Origin of the sequence: Mycobacterium persicum, from assembly GCF_002086915.1 — a bacterium.
GTDB classification, from domain to species: domain Bacteria; phylum Actinomycetota; class Actinomycetes; order Mycobacteriales; family Mycobacteriaceae; genus Mycobacterium; species Mycobacterium persicum.
In genome coordinates this window covers 1887447-1905149 of the sequence record NZ_MWQA01000001.1, presented here as the reverse complement: position 1 = coordinate 1905149, position 17703 = coordinate 1887447, and the positions used below count along the sequence as shown (strand labels likewise).

General features: G+C 67.3%; 15 protein-coding genes. 6 read left to right on the top strand and 9 right to left on the bottom strand.

The annotated features are described in order from the left end of the window. Position 1: 1 nt before the first annotated feature. Positions 2–1579: a phospholipase C gene (locus tag B4U45_RS08485; RefSeq protein WP_241780327.1), complete on the bottom strand. Its 1578-nt coding sequence runs from the start codon at positions 1577–1579 to the stop codon at positions 2–4. 299 nt (positions 1580–1878) lie between these two features. Next, positions 1879–2625 (bottom strand): class I SAM-dependent methyltransferase, encoded by a 747-nt coding sequence (locus tag B4U45_RS08480; protein ID WP_075549227.1) that lies wholly within the window; start codon positions 2623–2625, stop codon positions 1879–1881. A gap of 138 nt (positions 2626–2763) precedes the next feature. Between B4U45_RS08480 and B4U45_RS08475 the strand changes: the two genes are divergently transcribed. Genes B4U45_RS08475 through B4U45_RS08465 form a run of 3 tightly spaced genes read left to right on the top strand, consistent with a single transcriptional unit; the run spans position 2764 to position 5129 of the window. Next, positions 2764–3765 carry a GNAT family N-acetyltransferase gene (locus B4U45_RS08475; protein ID WP_089025064.1) on the top strand — a complete coding sequence of 334 codons (1002 nt, stop codon included), beginning with the start codon at positions 2764–2766 and terminating at the stop codon, positions 3763–3765. A gap of 5 nt (positions 3766–3770) precedes the next feature. Then, the gene (locus B4U45_RS08470) at positions 3771–4448 is read left to right on the top strand and encodes a DUF5642 family protein (RefSeq protein WP_075549229.1); all 678 of its coding nucleotides are present in this window, start codon (positions 3771–3773) and stop codon (positions 4446–4448) included. A 27-nt stretch (positions 4449–4475) separates the two neighbouring features. Continuing rightward, positions 4476–5129 (top strand): DUF5642 family protein, encoded by a 654-nt coding sequence (locus tag B4U45_RS08465; RefSeq protein WP_075549286.1) that lies wholly within the window; start codon positions 4476–4478, stop codon positions 5127–5129. 9 nt (positions 5130–5138) lie between these two features. Here B4U45_RS08465 and B4U45_RS08460 read toward each other — a convergent pair whose 3' ends face one another. Continuing rightward, positions 5139–5735 (bottom strand): alpha-ketoglutarate-dependent dioxygenase AlkB family protein, encoded by a 597-nt coding sequence (locus B4U45_RS08460; protein WP_180276483.1) that lies wholly within the window; start codon positions 5733–5735, stop codon positions 5139–5141. Positions 5736–5814: 79 nt separating this feature from the next. Between B4U45_RS08460 and arcA the strand changes: the two genes are divergently transcribed. Further along, positions 5815–7020 (top strand): arginine deiminase, encoded by a 1206-nt coding sequence (gene arcA, locus B4U45_RS08455; RefSeq protein WP_075549231.1) that lies wholly within the window; start codon positions 5815–5817, stop codon positions 7018–7020. 44 nt (positions 7021–7064) lie between these two features. Here the strand turns inward: arcA and B4U45_RS08450 are convergent, their stop codons facing one another. Both B4U45_RS08450 and B4U45_RS08445 read right to left on the bottom strand, forming a co-directional pair. Next, a complete protein-coding gene (locus B4U45_RS08450; protein ID WP_075549232.1) occupies positions 7065–7919 on the bottom strand; it encodes a DUF559 domain-containing protein in 855 nt (284 codons plus the stop codon). A 191-nt stretch (positions 7920–8110) separates the two neighbouring features. After that, a complete protein-coding gene (locus B4U45_RS08445) occupies positions 8111–9661 on the bottom strand; it encodes a dolichyl-phosphate-mannose--protein mannosyltransferase (protein WP_075549233.1) in 1551 nt (516 codons plus the stop codon). A 24-nt stretch (positions 9662–9685) separates the two neighbouring features. On the opposite strand from B4U45_RS08445, the gene rsmI reads away from it, so the two are divergent. Then, positions 9686–10543 (top strand): 16S rRNA (cytidine(1402)-2'-O)-methyltransferase, encoded by an 858-nt coding sequence (gene rsmI, locus B4U45_RS08440; protein WP_099184275.1) that lies wholly within the window; start codon positions 9686–9688, stop codon positions 10541–10543. 33 nt (positions 10544–10576) lie between these two features. Here the strand turns inward: rsmI and B4U45_RS08435 are convergent, their stop codons facing one another. The 4 genes from B4U45_RS08435 to B4U45_RS08420 form a co-directional block, all read right to left on the bottom strand. Continuing rightward, positions 10577–11836 (bottom strand): hypothetical protein, encoded by a 1260-nt coding sequence (locus B4U45_RS08435; protein WP_075549235.1) that lies wholly within the window; start codon positions 11834–11836, stop codon positions 10577–10579. Positions 11837–11964: 128 nt separating this feature from the next. Next, positions 11965–13248 (bottom strand): aminodeoxychorismate synthase component I, encoded by a 1284-nt coding sequence (locus tag B4U45_RS08430; RefSeq protein ID WP_219859376.1) that lies wholly within the window; start codon positions 13246–13248, stop codon positions 11965–11967. A 48-nt stretch (positions 13249–13296) separates the two neighbouring features. Next, complete coding sequence (locus B4U45_RS08425; protein ID WP_075549237.1) at positions 13297–14208, bottom strand: RNA polymerase sigma-70 factor; 912 nt, start codon at positions 14206–14208, stop codon at positions 13297–13299. Continuing rightward, positions 14205–15398 carry an NAD(P)/FAD-dependent oxidoreductase gene (locus B4U45_RS08420; protein ID WP_075549238.1) on the bottom strand — a complete coding sequence of 398 codons (1194 nt, stop codon included), beginning with the start codon at positions 15396–15398 and terminating at the stop codon, positions 14205–14207. Before B4U45_RS08420 ends, B4U45_RS08425 begins: the two co-directional genes overlap by 4 nt. Positions 15399–15835: 437 nt before the next feature. Here B4U45_RS08420 and B4U45_RS08415 point away from each other — a divergent pair, with 437 nt between their 5' ends. Then, positions 15836–17701, top strand: coding sequence for a putative bifunctional diguanylate cyclase/phosphodiesterase (locus B4U45_RS08415; RefSeq protein WP_075549239.1), 1866 nt, complete (start codon positions 15836–15838; stop codon positions 17699–17701). Positions 17702–17703 lie beyond the last annotated feature (2 nt).

Below are 17703 nucleotides of genomic sequence, written 5' to 3'. Positions count from 1 at the left end.
GTCAGCACGGACCGCTGGGAATCCCGCGCGCGGGCGTCGTCTCCTGCGTGGGCATTACCTGAGGGAAGGGCACCCGATAGGGAGGAGTGACCTTCGCGAAAGTTGCCACGGTGTCTGGAACGCACTGCACCTGCGGCGGAATGGCTTGCAGCGCTGGGTGGTCCAAGTTGGGTGGCGCTGGGTTGGGCGGGACCGCGAAGTTGAACGTCGACGTCATATCGCCGGTCACACTTCGTCGCCAGGCACTCAGGTTGGGGACCGGCACACCGAACCGTTTCTCGAGCAACCGCAGCTGCGAGGTGTGGTCGAAGGTGTCATGCACCATCAGCGGGCCGCGGCTGTAGGGAGAGATGACGAAGCAGGGCACGCGATAGCCCAGACCTATCGGCCCGCGGATGCCGCCCGAACCCGTGACCGCGTCGATATCGGGCACCGTGACGTACTCGCCGGGAGTTCCCGGGGGGGCCGTAGGCGGTGTCACGTGGTCAAAGAAGCCACCGTTCTCGTCGAAGCTGACGATCAACGCGGTCTTTTCCCATACCTGTGGGTTGGACAGCAAGATGCGGAGGATATTCACGATCGCGGTGCCACCAACGGCCGGCGTTACCGGTAGGCCGGGATGCTCGGAGACCTGAAACCCGGGCAGCACCCACGACACCTGGGGCAGCCTGTTGGCTGCGACGTCGGCGACGAAGTCCAAGGGATAGGTCGGGGCGATGCCGTTGCGGGCAATGTTGGAGCGCGGATCCTGAGCCTGCTTGAAGTCGACGAGCATCCCGTTGTAACCGATGACCGTGTTGTTGAGCGCTCCCAGAAGCTTGTTTTGGTACACCTTCCAACTGATGCCGGCATCACTGAGGTTGTCCGGCATGGTGCGCCAACTGAATTGGGCTTGCGGTTGGATATTGGGGTCTATCAGCAGCGGACCGCCCGCAACGCCGTCGGGGTCGATCCAGGCGCTTATCCAGTACAGCCGGTTGGGCGAAGTCCCGCCCAGCAGTGAACAGTAATAGCCGTCGCAGATGGTGAAGGTGTCAGCCAGCAGGTAATGGATCGGTTGATCCTGGCGGGTGTAATAACCCATCGACACCGGGACGTTGCCCTGCAGCGTTTGTTGTGCAGCCTGCGCGGGCAACCAATTGTCGTTGGCGCCGTTGTTCCACGACTGGTGGATGGTAATCCATTGGTGGGCGGGGTCGTTCACGCACGCGCCATTGAGGACTGGGCCCCTGGTGGTGTCGAAACGGTACGGGATGGTCACGCCGGCAGGGTCAATCGATTGGGTCTGTGGGTTCCAGCCCTTTTGCTGAAATGACGGCGAGGGAGTGTTGAATCCATTGACGCCGGACAGCGTGCCGAAGAAGTGATCGAATGAGCGGTTCTCCTGCAGCATCAACACGAAGTGCTCGATGTCGGTCAAATGGCCGGAGCAGGGGCCGGCCCCGTAGGCCTTTTCGATCACCGGGCCGGCCAACGACATCAACGCCCCGGCGCTGCCTGCGGTGGCGATTCTAGCCATGAACTCTCGTCGCGACATCCCATCGACTGGGTGCTTACTCACCACCGTGTCCTCCCGCATACATTGCGGTTCAGGGTAGATTTGCGGCGACGATTCACCACGACGCGAATCCGGTGTGTCGTGCGACGTTTTTTGGCGTTGTTCGCCAAAAGCGGTGCGTGGTTTTCGAAACGGCCGAGCCTTCCTGGAATTCCGGGCACACACTGGCCCCGGCTTTCGGGGTTGTCGCGCCGTTGGATTGACCGACGATGTTGCGCCGCAGGGCTTTCCATTCGACTCGTCAAACGCCAGAAGGCATTTTCCGCTGATTTCGCTGATTGCGCGCCGATCAAATCACCCGAGAATCCGCGGATCGGTGCTCACCGGGGCTTGGTGGCCGCGACGAACTGCAGTGCCCGCTGTGTCTGCTGCTCGATGTCGACCAGACCGGCCGAGGAGAACAGCTCGACGAAGCTGTGTCGGTCGAACATGGTGAGCCCGATCAGGTTGGCTGTTGCGGTCAGCGCCTTACGGACCGGCGCCGCTTGTCCGGAATAGCTGGTGAGGATCGCGATACGCCCGCCGGGCCGCAATACCCGCAGCATTTCACCGGTGACCAGGAACGGTTCGGGCATCAGGTACAGCGCTCCGAAACAGCAGACCGCATCGAAGGTTTCGTCGTCGAACGGCAACACGCGGGCGTCGCCGCGGACGTAACAGGTCTGCGGCCCGTCGTTGTCCACCACGGCACGAGTCAGCATCGGTTCGGAAATGTCGAACCCCACCGCGAGAGCCCCGGGCGGCAGACAGCGGGCCAGCGGTGCGGTGAAATTCCCCGGGCCGCAGGCTACATCGAGCAACCGGTGAACAGTCGAAAGGCGCAACGCCGCGGCGGCACGGCGCTGCTCGGCCCGGGCGGTGATACCGCTGGCGAGGTAGAAGGACGTCGGCCGCCACAACCGCTCGTACACGGTCGCCACGAACCGGCTGTTCATCGCCCGCTGCGCAAACGTCGGAACCGGCGAACTCGTCGATTCGCCCAACACGTCGAGGAAGCCGTGCCGCAGCACGGCGGCCGTATTGAGCAGACCACGGGTCGACTCGCGCGGATCCTGGCTGGTGTTCATCGCAGGTCTGGTCCAAGAGGCCGGGGTTGAATTGTCTGGTGTCAGGCTAATCTGCGCCGTGCGGTGTTGCTGCAGCGGTAGCCGACGCCATAGCCTGGGGCGGATCGGACCGCGAGCCGGGCTTGGCGCCGTGGCGGATTGGACGGGATGGCCGAATTGACCGGCGCTAGGACAGCAGAGCTCGCCGGAATGGACATCTTCGCGGGATGTCCGGCCGGCGACCTGCTGCCACTGGCCGCCCGCCTGGCTCCGCTGCGTGCCCCGACCGGCCAGGTCCTGATGCGGCAGGGTGAACAGGCGGTGTCGTTCCTGCTCATCTCGTCGGGTAGTGCCGAGGTCATCCATGTCGGCGACGACGGCGCGGTGATCGTCGAGCAGGCGCTGCCGGGCATGATCGTCGGGGAAATCGCCTTGTTGCGTGACATCCCGCGGACAGCGACGGTCACCACCGTCGAGCCGCTGACCGGTTGGATCGGTGGCAGCGACGCGCTGGACCGGATGGTCAACATCCCCGGGATCATGGAGCGGCTGGTGCGCACGGTCCGCCAGCGCCTGGCCGCGTTCATCACCCCGGTCCCGGTACGGATTCGCGACGGAACCCAACTGCTGCTGCGCCCGGTGCTGCCCGGCGACAGCGAACGCACCGTACACGGGCACATCCACTTCTCCAGCGAGACGATCTATCGGCGGTTCATGTCGGCCCGCGTTCCCGACGAGGCGATGATGCACTACCTGTCCGAGGTGGACTACGTCGACCACTTCGTGTGGGTGATGATCGACGGCGTCGACCCCGTGGCCGACGCGCGTTTCATCCGTGACGAACATGATCCGACGGTCGCCGAAATCGCGTTTACCGTCGCCGACGCCTATCAGGGCAGGGGGATCGGCAGCTTTCTGATCGGCGCGCTGTCCGTCGCCGCCCGCGTCGGCGGCGTCGAGAGGTTCTCCGCGCGCATGCTGTCGGACAATCTGCCGATGCGCACCATCATGGACCGCCACGGAGCGATCTGGCAGCGCGAGGACATCGGGGTCATCACCACGGTCATCGACGTGCCCGGCCCGCGAGATCTGGGTTTCGGGCGTGAGATGGCCGAGCAGATCAGGCAGGTGGCCCGCCAGGTGATTGAGGCCGTGAGCTGAGGGCCATGCGGCCGTTGTGGATTGGCGTGACGGCGACGGCGCTGGCGGCTGCATGTGCGCAATCGCCGGCGCCGGTGACCGCGCCGACCCATACCTCGCCGTCGGCTCATCCCACGACCGTCAACCCGGCCAACATCAAAAGAATCAGCCGTGAGCTGCCGCCGGATTACGAGGTGACCAGGGACATTCCCGTGACGGCGTCACCGCGACTGATTTTCGGCCTCGGCGCCGATGCGACCGCCCAGCCCGCACCATGCGCGACCCTCGCCGACCCCGGCGATGGTCGCGACCAGTCCGCGCAGGGCGTCTCCGGGTCGGGGGAGGGCGGCATTGTCGACGCCGTCGTGGTGGCCGTGCGGCCGGGGCCGGTGGTGCCGGGAAGCGACCTGGTAGCCGGCTGTGGCCAGTGGACGATGTCGGTCGGACACACCACCGCCGGCATCCGGCTCATCGACGCGCCGCGGATCGACGGCGCGCAAACCCTCGGAATGGTGGCCGATGTCCGCACATCCGTGGAGTCCGGCACCGAAATCGATTCGCGCACCCATATTTTCGTCGCCTACCTGGGCGACTACTACGCGTTCACCACGCTGACCACCGACCCCGGGTCCATGCTTCCGCCGTTGCCACCGCGGTTCGCCGCCGATCTGCTGGTCAAAACGGTGTCGACGTTACGGGGCTGAGCAACCGCGTTGGGTAGGGTGGCCACGATGTCGAAGGTGGTGCTGGCGCTGGCAGCGGTGTGCCTGCTCGTCGGTTGTTCACCGGGCGCCTCCCAGTCGCCGAAGGCCGACATTGCCAAGGTCATCGACGTGAAGTCCAGCTTCGGACCGGGGTTCACGGTCAACGACGTCCCGCCGAGGGCTATCGATCCACAGTTCTTCGCGGCCCGCAAGCTGCCCGACGGCCTGAGTTTCGATCCGGCGAACTGCGCGAAAGCGGCCCTGGGCCCACAGATGCCGTCCGGTGTGCAGGGCAATATGGCGGCCGTCACCGCCGAGGGCAACGGGAACCGGTTCGTGGTGATCGCGGTGGAGACCTCACAGCAGCTGCCGTTCAACGACCCGGGTAAAGAATGCGGCCGGATCGCCTTCTCCGGCGCACAGGTGCGAGGCGGCATCGAGGTGGTTGCCGCGCCGCACATCGACGGCGCCCAGACGCTGGGCGTGCATCGCGTGCTGCAGGCCCTGGTCGACGGGTCGACCCGCACCGGCGAACTTTACGACTACTCTGCGCAGTTCGGCTACTACCAGGTCAACGTGATCGCCAACCCGCTGGTGATTCCGAATCAGCCGGTTGCGCCGGTCGATGTCCAGCGTGCCCGCGACCTGCTGGTCAAGGCGGTGGCCGCGATCCGGGGTTGACAGCGGCCGCTAGCGCACGTCGCGGGGCCGGAACTGGATGCTGACCCGCGGACCGGTCGGCGCCGACGTCTTGGGCACCGAATGCTCCCAGGTGCGTTGACACGATCCGCCCATCACCAGCAGGTCGCCGTGCGCCAGCGGGAAGCGCAACGAGGTTCCGCCGCCGCGCGGCCGCAGCGCGAAGACCCGGGTCGCGCCGAGGCTGACGATCGCCACCATGGTGTCCTCGGTGCTGCTGCGGCCGATGGTGTCGCCGTGCCAGGCGACGCTGTCGGAGCCGTCCCGGTAGTAGCACAGCCCGACGGTGGTGAACGGCTCACCCAGTTCACCGCCGTAGATGTCGTTGAGGCGCCGGCGAATCCGCGCGAGTTGCGGATGCGGCGGGTTCTCGACCGTCAGGTCGTGAAAACTCACCAGCCGCGGCACGTCGACCACCCGGTCGTACATCTGGCGCCGTTCGGAGCGCCACGGCACCGTGCTCAGCAGCGCCGCGAGCAGGTCGTCGCCACCGTGGAGCCAGCCCGCGCGGATGTCGATGAAGGCGCCGTTGCCGAGTTGTCTTCGCTCGTTGTGCTCGAACAGTGAGCCCTGAACCGCGAACGCCACGACCGCAAGTTTATCGCACACCAGTTCGAGGAGTGGGTATGAGACGCCTGCCGGCTGTCCACGGCTACGGTTTGATGCTGTGGGCGTCGAGTTGGGATCCAATTCCGAGGTGGGCACGCTACGGGTCGCGATCCTGCACCGCCCCGGCACCGAACTGCGCCGGCTCACCCCGCGTAACAGCGACCAGCTTTTGTTCGACGGGCTGCCCTGGGTGTCGCGCGCGCAGGAGGAGCATGACGAGTTCGCCGAACTGCTGCGCGCGCGGGGGGTGGAAGTGTTGCTGCTGTCGCAGCTGCTGACCGAGGCGCTGGACAGTGGGGCGGCCAGGATGCAGGGTGTCGGTGCCGCGGTTGACGCGCGTCGGCTCGGATTGCCACTGGCGCAACAGCTTTCGGCGTATTTGCGTAGTCTGGACCCGGTCCGGCTGGCGCATGTGTTGACCGCCGGGATGACGTTCAACGAGCTGCCGTCCGATATCCGTACCGACGTGTCGCTGGTGGTCCGCATGCACCATGGCGGCGATTTCGTCATCGACCCATTACCGAACCTGGTGTTCACCCGCGACTCGTCGATCTGGATCGGTCCGCGGGTGGTCATCCCGTCGCTGGCGTTGCGGGCGCGGGTTCGTGAGGCATCGTTGACCGACATCATCTATGCCCATCACCCGCGGTTCACCGGGGTGCGGCGGGCCTACGAATCACGCACCGCTCCCGTCGAGGGTGGCGACGTGCTGTTGCTGGCCCCCGGTGTGGTCGCCGTCGGGGTCGGCGAGCGTACCAGCCCGGCCGGCGCGGAAGCCTTGGCGCGCAGCCTGTTCGACGATGACCTTGCGCACACCGTGCTCGCGGTGCCGATTGCCCAGAAGCGCGCGCAAATGCATCTGGATACCGTGTGCACCATGGTGGACGTCGACACCGTGGTGATGTATGCCGCCGTCGTCGACAACCTGTCGGCGTTCACCATCCAGCGTTCGGCCAATGGCGTGGCGATCAGCGATGCGGCCCCATTTGTGCGGGCTGCTTCCGACGCGATGGGCATCGACAAGCTGCGGGTCATCGACACGGGCCTGGATCCCGTCGTCGCCGAACGCGAACAATGGGACGACGGCAACAACACCTTGGCGCTGGCGCCCGGCGTCGTCGTCGCCTACGAACGCAACGCGCAGACCAACGCCCGGTTGGAGGCGGCCGGTATCGAGGTGCTGACCATCGCGGGCTCGGAGCTGGGCACCGGCCGGGGCGGGCCGCGCTGCATGTCCTGTCCGGCCGCGCGCGACCCGCTGTAGCGCATATGTCGAGATTGCCGCCATGGTCGTGGTCGGGGTGTGGCTCACAGCCGTTGCGGCAATCTCGAGGCTCGGCGAGCCAATGCGTCACGAATGCGCTTGACGATAAGTTCGGCGCTGTCCTCATTGATCACCTTGATCACCTGCCAGCCAAGACCATTGAGCACCTCAGCTCGGTGAATGTCTTTCACATACTGTCTGCGTTCGCGTCGGTGTTGGTCGCCGTCGTATTCGAGGGCCACCATCGGCTCTTCCCAGCCCATGTCGAGGTAGCACACGAGCCGGCCGTCGGTCACTCGGATCTGTGTGGCAGGCTTGGGCAGTCCGGCGTCGACGAGCACGAGTCGCAGCCAGGTTTCTTTCGGCGATTGCGCGCCGCTATCCATCAGCGACAATGCTTTTCGGCAGTCGCGGATATTCCTGGCTCCTCGGTATCGGTCCAACAATGGCGTGACATCGGCCGCCTTGAGGCCGGTCACCGCGGCGAGTGCGTCGAGATGAGCAACGGCCATGCCACGCGGCAAGTGCCGGCCCAGATCGAAGGCCGTACGTGCCGCATTCGTTACGCGCAGGCCGGCCACTTCGACGACGTCGTCGGCGCTGAAGCGTTCCCGGCGAACGATGACGCCCGGCGGTGGATGGTTGAGCGGGCCTAACAACTCGACGGGGGTGAAGTCATCGACCCATCGCGCCCCGTGGAGAGCGGCGGCAGCGCGGCCGGCGATCACGCCCCGGCGCCCCGACCACAACCAAGCCGCGCGGATGTCGTCACGCAACGTCCGAGGCGCGTCCTTCGGGACATAGACGCCGCGCTGGATTCGCCGGTAGTTCCACCGCAATTGGCCTCGGGTGAGTGCGCCGTCCGCTAGCGCTTCGCTTGCGAGAAAGACCTTTGCCACGCGCCGATGATGCGCTCACCGGCTGACATTGTCGGCGAGATTGCCGCCAGGGTGGTGGATGGTGGCCCAACCACAGCCGTAGCGGCAATGTGGGCGCTCACCGGCCGACATTGTCGGCGAGATTGCCGCCAGGGTCGTGGATGGTGGCCCAACCACAGCCGTAGCGGCAATTTCGACGCAATCCGAAGCCCTCACCGCCAGCTGGGCAGCCAGATCTCCATGTTCCAGGTCTGCTGTGAGATCGGCAGACCGGTGAGTATTGGGAACAGCCAGGCGAAGTTGGTCACCACCAGAGCCACATAACAGCTCACCACGATCAGCCCCAGGGTGCGCCGCTCCCGGCCCTGACCGGGTTGGTAGAGGACGTCGCCGAGAATCAACGCGATGGCCATCACCAGAAACGGCGCCATGGTCGCCGCGTAGAAGAAGTACATCTGCCGGTCGATGTCGGCGAACCATGGCAGCCAGCCGGCGCTATAGCCCACCAACACCACCGCATAGCGCCAGTCCCGCCGGACAAACATCCGCCAACCGGTATACAACAGCACCGGCACCGCCAGCCACCACATCGCCGGAGTGCCGACCAGCATCTCTGCTTTGACGCACGACTGGCCACCGCAGCCCGACACGTTTTGTTGGTCGATGGCATACAGCACCGGCCGCAACGACATCGGCCAACTCCACGGCTTGGACTCCCACGGGTGGTGGTTGCCGGCCGAATTCGTCAGCGTCGCGTGGAAGTGGAATGCCTTGGCGGTGTAGTACCACAGCGAGCGAACCGCGTCGGGCAGCGGGAGGACGCTGTCCGGGCCGATCGTCTGACCTACCTGGTGGCGGTCGATCGCGGTCTCGGATGCGAACCAGCCGGCATAGCTGGCCAGGTAGACCGCGAACGGAATAAGCGCCAGCGCGTATCCGGTAGGCAACAGATCCCGCCGCAGCGTCCCCAACCAGGGCCGCGGCACCTGGTACTGGCGGCGTGCCGCCACGTCGAACGCCAACGACATCGTGCCGAAGAACGCGATGAAGTACAGGCCGGACCACTTGGTCGCGAAGGCCAAACCGAGCAGCACCCCGGCGCCGAAGCGCCACCAGCGCACCCCCAGCCGTGGTCCCCACACCGTCTCGGCGACCCGGTTCTGTGTCAGGGCGACGTGCATGCGCTGACGAACCTGATCACGGTCGACGATGAGGGCGCCGAAAGCCGCGACCACGAAGAACGTCAGGAAGCCGTCCAGCAGCGCGGTGCGCGCGGCGACAAAGCTGACCCCGTCACAGATCAGCAGCACGCCGGCGATACCCCCGACCAGGGTCGAGCGGGTGATCCGCCGGACGATCCGGGTCACCAGCGCCACCAGGATGACGCCCAGCACCGCGCCGCTGAACCGCCACCCGAACCCGGTGTAACCGAACAGGGCCTCACCGATCGCGATCATCTGCTTGCCGACCGGAGGATGGACGACCAGGCCGAAGCCGGGATTGTCTTCGACACCGTGGTTGTGCAGCACCTGCCAGGCCTGAGGGGCGTAGTGCTTCTCGTCGAAGATCGGAGTGCCGGCATCGGTCGGCGAGCCGAGGTTCAAAAACCGGGTCACCGCGGCGAGCAGCGTGATCACGGCGGTGACAATCCAGCCGCGCATCCGGTCTACCGGTCCGAAATCGGCGATCGGTACCAGCGGCCCGGGGCTGATGACCGGTGCCGCACGCTCCTCGGCGGACGTTTGTTGGGGCGGGGCGGTCATCAGCTCGATCGTAGGCTGTCCGTCATGAGTTCCGGCCGCCTGTTGCTCGGCGCCACTCCGTTGGGCCAGCCCGCGGATGCGTCGCCACGCCTGATCGACGCGTTGGCCGGAGCCGATGTGGTGGCGGCCGAGGACACCCGCCGGGTGAAAACTTTGGCCAGGGCGCTTGACGTCGAGATCAGCGGGCGGGTGGTGAGCCTGTTCGACCGGGTCGAGGCGTTGCGGGTGACGGCGCTGGTTGACGCGATGCGAGCCGGCGCCACGGTGCTGGTGGTCAGCGACGCGGGATTGCCGGTGATCAACGATCCGGGATATCGACTGGTCGCGGCCTGTATCGATGCCGGGATCACGGTGACCTGCCTGCCCGGGCCGTCGGCGGTGACCACCGCGCTGGTGGTCTCCGGTCTGCCGTCGGACAAGTTCTGCTTCGAAGGGTTCGCCCCGCGCAAGGGCGCGGCGCGGCGGGCGTGGCTGGCCTCGCTGGCCGACGAGCAGCGCACCTGTGTGTTCTTCGAATCCCCACGACGGCTGGCCGCATGTCTGCGCGATGCCGTCGAACAGCTCGGGGGGGCGCGTCCGGCCGCGGTCTGCCGGGAGCTGACCAAGGTGCATGAGGAAGTGGTGCGTGGCTCGCTCGACGAGTTGGCGGACTGGGCGACCGGCGGGGGGCTTGGCGAGATCACCGTGGTACTCGCCGGCGCCGGCGCGACCCCGAGCGCGGACCTGCGGTCGCTGGTGGAGGAGGTCGAGAACCTGGTCGCCGCCGGTATTCGCGTCAAGGATGCCTGCAGCGAGGTGGCCGCGGCGCATCAGGGCGTGCGTTCACGCCAGCTCTACGATGCGGTCCTGCTGGCCCGCCGCGCAACCGACGCGGCACCCTAGAACAACGTTGCGACCGGTAAGGCCCGGTCCGGGTCAGGGTGTGCAGGAACTCCCGATGGGACCGATTGTCGGGGTGCACAACTGCGGGTGCGGGGGAATGGGAGGACCCTGGATGGTCGGCAGCTGTGGCGGCGGAGGCAGCGCCGGCAAACCGCCCGGCAGCGCCGGAGCCGGCAGCGCCGGCAGACCGCCCGGCAGCGCCGGCAGACCGCCAGCGGTCAGTGCGGGCAGCGCCGCGACCAGCATCGCCGGATCAACCGCCGGAAGGCCTCCCGGCAGACCTGCCGCCAGCGCCGGCAGCGCCGCGGCGAGCATCGCCGGATCCACGCCCGGCAGTGCCGGCAGACCGGCCTGCAGCCCGGGCAGAGCGGACGCCAGCTGCGGCAACCCACCGGCCGCCAGGGCCACCACATCGGTGGGCGACACTCCGGGCAGACCGGGCAGTCCGGCGGCCGCCAGCCCCAGCAGATTCGTCGGCGACACTCCCGGAAGACTCGGCAGACTCAGGTTTGGCAGACCGCCCACCCCTGCCAGTGCGATCAGGCCCGCCGGCGACACCCCCGACAGAGCCGGCAGGCCCGGCAGACTCAACGTCGGCAAACTGACGGAGGGTAGCCCCGAGGGAAACAGCATGGAGCCGATGGTGTTGGCGGTCGAGTTGAGTTGCGGCAGGATGCCCGAGGACTGCAAGGCGTTGTAGGCGAGCACCACATATGTGACCGCCAGCGCGCTGGACGTTGTGACGCCGGCGATGGTGCCACCGATCCCCAGGATGCCGTTCACCACCGAGGTGGCCGTGCCGACGGCGGCAGGTCCGTTGGCTAGGTTCGGCACCCCGGGCAGGCCGAGGCCGGGGACTCCGAGGTACGGCGTGCCGATGTAAGGCGTGCCGATGTCAGGCAGGCCGGGGCCCGGCGGAAGCGCCGCGTTGGGCAGGGGAGGGGCGGCCGGCAGCGCGGCCGGACCCAGGTCGGTGACACCAGGCAGTCCAGGGCCCACCGGCGAGGCGACCCCGGGTACCGCGCGGGCGGCCTCCGGCGCGGCTCGCGGCGCCAATACGGGAGTCAGCGCATCTGTCGGTAACTGTGCCGGTGCCGGCGCCGCCTGCGCGGGTTTGCCCGGCTGCGCACTGGTCGCGGGCAACAGCACGGAGGCCAGGCGGTCGCATTGCTGGCCGGCGGTACACGTCCCTTGGTTCGGGGTGCGCATCGGCCCGCTCATCGTCAGCGGCGCAACCGCCAGCGTCCCCCCCACCATGGCCGCGGCCGCAACGCCGACGACACCGACTCTCATGACGGACCCCTCTCGCATTCGACCACGCGAAACACGCGGGTCGCCGATTAGGAGCTTAGGCGCACCAGGCCTGCCATGTGGGCGTTACGCGAAATTCCGCCGCGCCGCACGTCGACACAGTTTGCTGACTAGCCGCCCCGGGTGGCGGTCGCCGGGCCCGCCCCCCCGACGATGGGTGCGGCCTTGTGCAGGCATTCCTGCCACTCGGCGTCGGGGTCGGAGTCCGCGGTGATCCCACCGCCAACGCCCAGGACGGCGTTGCCCGCGGTATCGAATTCGACGGTGCGAATCGCGACATTGAGCTCGGAACCGGCGATCGGTGATGCGAAACCAACTGTGCCGCAATATATTCCGCGACGATGCTGCTCCCACTGTGAAATCAGTTGGCGGGCACGCAGTTTGGGTGTGCCAGTAACCGACGCCGGCGGGAAGGCGGCGTCCAGCAGCGCCGACATCGGCAGGTCGGCCGGAACCTGGGCCGCCACGGTAGACACCAGGTGCCAGACGCCCGGCGCGCGGCGCACCACCAATAGCTCGGGCACGGTGACCGTCCCGGTAATGGCCACTCGGCCAAGGTCGTTGCGGACCAAGTCCACGATCATGATGTTCTCGGCCACTTCTTTGGGTGATGCCCGCAGCGCCGACGGCCAGGCCTCCAGCGGCAGCGTGCCCTTGATCGGGCTGGAGGCCACGACGGTGCCGTGGCGCCGCAAGAAAAGTTCCGGGGATAGCGATGCCACCGCGCCCCACCGGCCGCCGACATATGCTGCCCGGGACGGGGAGGTGCGGGCAGCGTCGACGAAGTCGATGAAGAAATCCAGCGCGGACCCGCTGACGGTCCCGGTGAACTGCGTGCACACGCAGGCCTGGTAGACCTCGCCGGCGGAGATCGCCGCTAGGCAGGCCAGCACCCCGCCGCGATGAGCTTCCCGGTCGGCCGCTGCCCAGTCGATCCGGCAGGCCCCCGACGCGGGCCGGCCGGCCGGCGCCGGTGTCGTGGCCAGGGCGCTGGCCAGCCAGTCCGGCATGGGTGCGCCCGACAGGCTCTCGTACCACCAGTGGCCGTCGCGGTCGCGGCGCAGCACGCAATCGGTCCAGCCGCCGGCGGCTTCGGGGATCCGGCTTCCCCGCCCGTCCGCGCCGGGATCGGGGTAGGACAGGTAGCCGACCCAGCCGCCGCCCACCGCGCCCGAGACGTGCGCCACCGGTTCACCGGGGGCCTCCCGGAGCCGAAACGCGTCGCCGCGGTCCACCGGCTGGACCGACACACTCGGTGCGATCACCGCCAGCGCGCCGAACCACTCACCGGTCAACGCGGCGGGCGGCGCCAAGCCCAGTCGGACGGTGGCGCGAGCGACGGCGCGCAGCACCTGCGGTGCCCCGCCAAGGTCGCCGAGCCGATCGATTCGCACCGTCTTAGCTTGACAGAGTGGCGGATCTTTGCACGCCAGGAGATCCGATCAGCCGCGGCTGATCTCACGCGGACTCGCCAACGCCGTCAACTTCTCGGGATTGCGCATCACATAGAAGTTGGTGATCTTGTCGTCGACGATCTCCAGCGTGATCACGCCCTCCAAGTGTTCACCCAGATAGAAGAGCACCGCTGGCGCGCTGTTGCAGGTCACGACCTTCAGCTGCAACTGCGCTGCCGCCTTGCGCATCAGTCCGGTGATCGCCCTGGCCACCCGCTCGGCGCCGACCACCGGTCGGCGTGCCGCAGACACTTTGCCGCCACTATCGGCCATCCAGGTGGCATCTGGAGCGAGCATCGCCATCAGCGCCTCCACGTCGCCGCTGGTGGCCGTCTCCAGGAACTGTGCGGTGATCTGGGCGTGGAGTTGCGGGTCGACCGGCCGCGCGCCGTGCTGGTTGCGCCGCGCCTGCACGTGTTCGCGGGCGCGGTGGGCGATCTGGCGCACCGCCGGCGCGGACTTGCCCACCGCGTCGGCGATCTCGGCGTAGTCGAATGCGAAGACTTCGCGCAACACGAAGACCGCCCGTTCGTCGGGGCTCAGCGTCTCCAGCAGGACCAGCATCGCCATCGACACCGATTCCGCCAGGACCACGTCGGCAGCCGGGTCCTGCTCGTCGAGCAGCAGCGGCTCGGGCAGCCAGGGCCCCACGTATTCCTCCCGGCGGCGGGCGCCGGCCCGCAAGGCGTTGAGTGCCTGGCGAGTGACCAGCTGAGCCAGGTAGGACTTGGTGTCGCGCACCGTCGCCAGATCGACGGCGGCCCACCGCACATAGCTGTCCTGCAGCACGTCCTCGGACTCGGTTGCTGAGCCAAGGATTTCGTAGGCGATGGTGAACAGCATCGGCCGCAGCAGGGTGAACCGCTGGGCGTGCTCGCCGCCGTCGGACGACGTCGTCACCGGACGGGGACCTGATGCTCGGCCGGCAGCTGCGCGTCCCGCTTGCCGCCTTTGAACCAGAAGTACGAGCCGGGTTTGGCGGCTTCGTGCCGGATGGACCACACCGTGCCCTTGCAGATCGCTTCCTTGATCGCGGCGCCGGTACGGCCCCCCACGACCACGTTGACCGGAGTATCGTCGGAGCGCGAGAGCTGCACGGTGCCGTGGGAGCGGCCCAGGCTGATGCACTGCCCGACGAACGCCTGGCTGAGTTCCGCCGGGGTTTCGCCCGCGATCCTGCTGAGCACGGTATTGGCGGCCTGGGCCCCCAGCGGCCCGGCCGCTTGGCAGCTCATCCGCAGCGGCTGGTCCGACGGTGCGGCGCAGTCGCCGGCAGCGACGATTCGTTCGTCGTCGGCGCTGGTCAGTGTTTCGTCGGTGAGCAGCCGGCCCAGAGCGTCGGTGCGAAGCCCGCTGCGCGCGGCCAGATCCGGCACCTCGAATCCGGCGGTCCACACCGTGGCCGCGCTGGGCAGCACGGTGTGGTCATTGAGCACCACCGCATCCCAGCGCACCTGGCTGACCGCGACCGATTCGAGCACCGCGACGCCCAGTCTGCGCAGCTGCTTGGCCACCGAACGCCGGCCGCGCTTGCTTAGCGACGGCCCCAATGGGCCGCCGCAGACCAGCGTCACCGGGCGGCCCTGCTCGGCAAGCTCCGAGGCGGCTTCGATGCCGGTCAACCCGCCGCCCACCACGACGACAGGAGCGGCGGCGGGCAGGTCGATCAGGGTGCGCTGCAGCCGGGTCGCGCCGTCCAGATCGGCGAGCAAGTATGCGAATTCGGCAGCTCCGGGAACCGCCGGCGTGGCTGCGGTGCTGCCCACGGCATAGATGAGGTAGTCGTAGTCCAGTTGGGCACCTGAAGCCAGCAGCAACCTGCGGTCGGCGGAGTCGATGCAGTCGACGGTGTCGACGATCAGCTCGATGCCCTCGCCCAGCAGCGTGCCGTATTCGACGGTGGCGGTGCCGCTGCCCGCCGCCAACTGGTGCAACCGGATCCGTTCGACGAACATCGGGCGTGAGTTCACCACCGTGATGTCGATGTCGGCGTTGAGGCGCAGGTGGTTGGCGGCCACGGTGCCGGCGTAGCCGCCGCCGACGACGACGACATGAGTCCGTGGGCCGGTCAAGGGTGTCGGCTCAAACATTGGGAGTCTCCTGTTCTTCATTGTGGCGAGATCATCACGGATCGCCGATGACTGCTGCACTGGAGACACCACAGACCGGGCTGCTGTGACAGCCGTGATGGAAATTGTGAGCCGGTTCACTTTCCCCGACGCTTACAGAACCGGATGGCGGGCGCTGAATATTGCGCCCTCGACATGTCGAGGGCGCCGGAATCGAGGTCGGCGCTTGCACATTGGAGCGATGCGTGTGCTGAATTCCGGGCGGCTGAAATGGCGCGCCATGCTAGGCTGTCGCAACGAAAATGGACTGAATTCCCAGGTGAACCCGGTAGACAACCAGGCAGACCAGGGCCCCTCCAATGCGCAGCGGCGAGCATTCGACAGGAGCGACCCCTTAGACCGTCCGTCAACCGAGTAGTCGCCCACATTGGACACGTGCACACATCGGAGGCGATCCCTTGCCGCGCAGCTTGGACCTCGTCGTCACCTCCGTAGCCACTCAGCTGATGGAGGCGACCGCATCCACCGCAACGCAGGTGAGCCAGCGGGTGCTCGCTCAACTGGTCGAACAGTTCGATGTGGACGCCAGCTTTTTGCGGCACCACGACCACGAGATTCGCGCCTCGGTCCTGGTGGCGGAGTGGCCGCCGCGGCGCGACGTTGCGGACCCGGACCCGCAGGCCGTCGTCCACTTCACCAGCGCCGACCCGGTGCTCACCCAGTGCGAGCACGGCCGGAAGCCGGTTGTCATCCGGCCGCACCGCCACAACCGGTTCTTTCCACGCTGGCTGGGCGGCTCCACACCGGCGGCTTCGCCATCGGTGGCTGCGGCTCCGCTGGTCTCGGGGGAGGCGACCACCGGCGTGCTCGGCTTCGTGAAGTTCGGCGCCAGGAAGTGGAGGCGTGAAGAGATCAACACGCTGGAGGCCGTCGCCGCGTTGTTGGCACAGCTGCAAGCGCGGATCGCCGCCGAGGAGAAATTGCGCTACCTGGCTGAGCACGACGATCTGACCGGTCTGCATAACCGCCGCGCGCTGCTGGCGCATCTGTCCGAACGGCTGGCGGCGGGTAACCGCGGGCCCGTCGCCGTGCTGTACCTGGACCTCGACCGACTGAAGTCGATCAACGACTATCTGGGCCACAACGCGGGCGACTGGTTCATCCGCGTCTTTGCCCAGCGCCTTCGCGGGTGCGTCGGAAGTCAAAGCATGATTGCCCGACTGGGCGGCGACGAATTCGTCGTGATCCCCGACCAGGCGATGTCCAAAGGAGCCGCCGAATCGTTCGCCCGCCGGTTATCGGCGATGCTGTGCGAGCGGCTGGCAATCGGTGGACATCAGATCACCCGGACGGTGAGCATCGGTCTGGCCGTGGGCATGCCCGGCCGCGACGACGGCACCGATCTGCTGCGCCGGGCCGACGAGGCGGTGCTGACCGCCAAACGCGCCGGCGGCAACCAGGTGGCGCTGTCCACCGACGACATGTCGCTCAAGAGCGCGTTCCGCAACGACATCGAGTTGCATCTGCAAGGCGATATCGACAGCGATGCGCTGCTGCTGCACTACCTGCCCGAGGTCGACCTGTGGACCGGCGCGGTCGTGGCGGCCGAGGCGCTGGTTCGCTGGCGACACCCGATTTGGGGGTTGCTGCTGCCGGATTCGTTCATCGGGGTGGCCGAGTCCACCAACCTTGCCGGCGAACTCGGCCGATGTGTGATGCGCAGCGCGTGTGCCGAATTCAGCCGGTGGCGCAAGAACGGCGTCGGGCAGAGTGCGGTGTTGCGCATCAATGTTTCGCCGGTCCAGCTGATAACCCGCGGCTTTGTCCGCAGTGTGGCCGACACCATCGAGGAGTTCGGCATCGACGGCGGATCGGTGTGCCTGGAAATCACCGAACGTGCGGTCGTGCACGACATCGAGGCGACGCGAAAGACGTTGTCAGAGCTCAAGGACGTCGGTGTGCAGGTGGCCATCGACGACTTCGGCACCGGTTACGCGGTGTTGTCGCATCTGAAGTCGCTTCCCGTCGACATGCTCAAGATCGATACCGGCTTCGTCCGCGATTTGGGCACCAACGCCGGCGACCTGGCGATCGTCCGCGCCATCATCGGCCTCGCCGAAGCGTTCGGACTCCAAGTGGTCGCCGAGGGTGTCGAAACCCCTGCGGCCGCACTGACTTTGATGCAGCACGGTTGCCACCGGGCGCAGGGATTCCTGTTGTCGCGCCCCGTCCCTGGCAACGCCATGGAGGCGTTGCTGTCCGCTCGCTGGATGCCGATGCCGTTCCTCGCCGACCGCGAGGCACTGACGCTCGGCGCAATCTAGCT

Bases quoted from the DNA above. Each gene is read 5' to 3' on its own strand.
- B4U45_RS08485 (WP_241780327.1), bottom strand. From the start codon at position 1,579: ATGCGGGAGGACACGGTGGTGAGTAAGCACCCAGTCGATGGGATGTCG.
- B4U45_RS08480 (WP_075549227.1), bottom strand. From the start codon at position 2,625: ATGAACACCAGCCAGGATCCGCGCGAGTCGACCCGTGGTCTGCTCAAT.
- B4U45_RS08470 (WP_075549229.1), top strand. From the start codon at position 3,771: ATGCGGCCGTTGTGGATTGGCGTGACGGCGACGGCGCTGGCGGCTGCA.
- B4U45_RS08465 (WP_075549286.1), top strand. From the start codon at position 4,476: ATGTCGAAGGTGGTGCTGGCGCTGGCAGCGGTGTGCCTGCTCGTCGGT.
- B4U45_RS08445 (WP_075549233.1), bottom strand. From the start codon at position 9,661: ATGACCGCCCCGCCCCAACAAACGTCCGCCGAGGAGCGTGCGGCACCG.
- rsmI (WP_099184275.1), top strand. From the start codon at position 9,686: ATGAGTTCCGGCCGCCTGTTGCTCGGCGCCACTCCGTTGGGCCAGCCC.
- B4U45_RS08435 (WP_075549235.1), bottom strand. From the start codon at position 11,836: ATGAGAGTCGGTGTCGTCGGCGTTGCGGCCGCGGCCATGGTGGGGGGG.
- B4U45_RS08420 (WP_075549238.1), bottom strand. From the start codon at position 15,398: ATGTTTGAGCCGACACCCTTGACCGGCCCACGGACTCATGTCGTCGTC.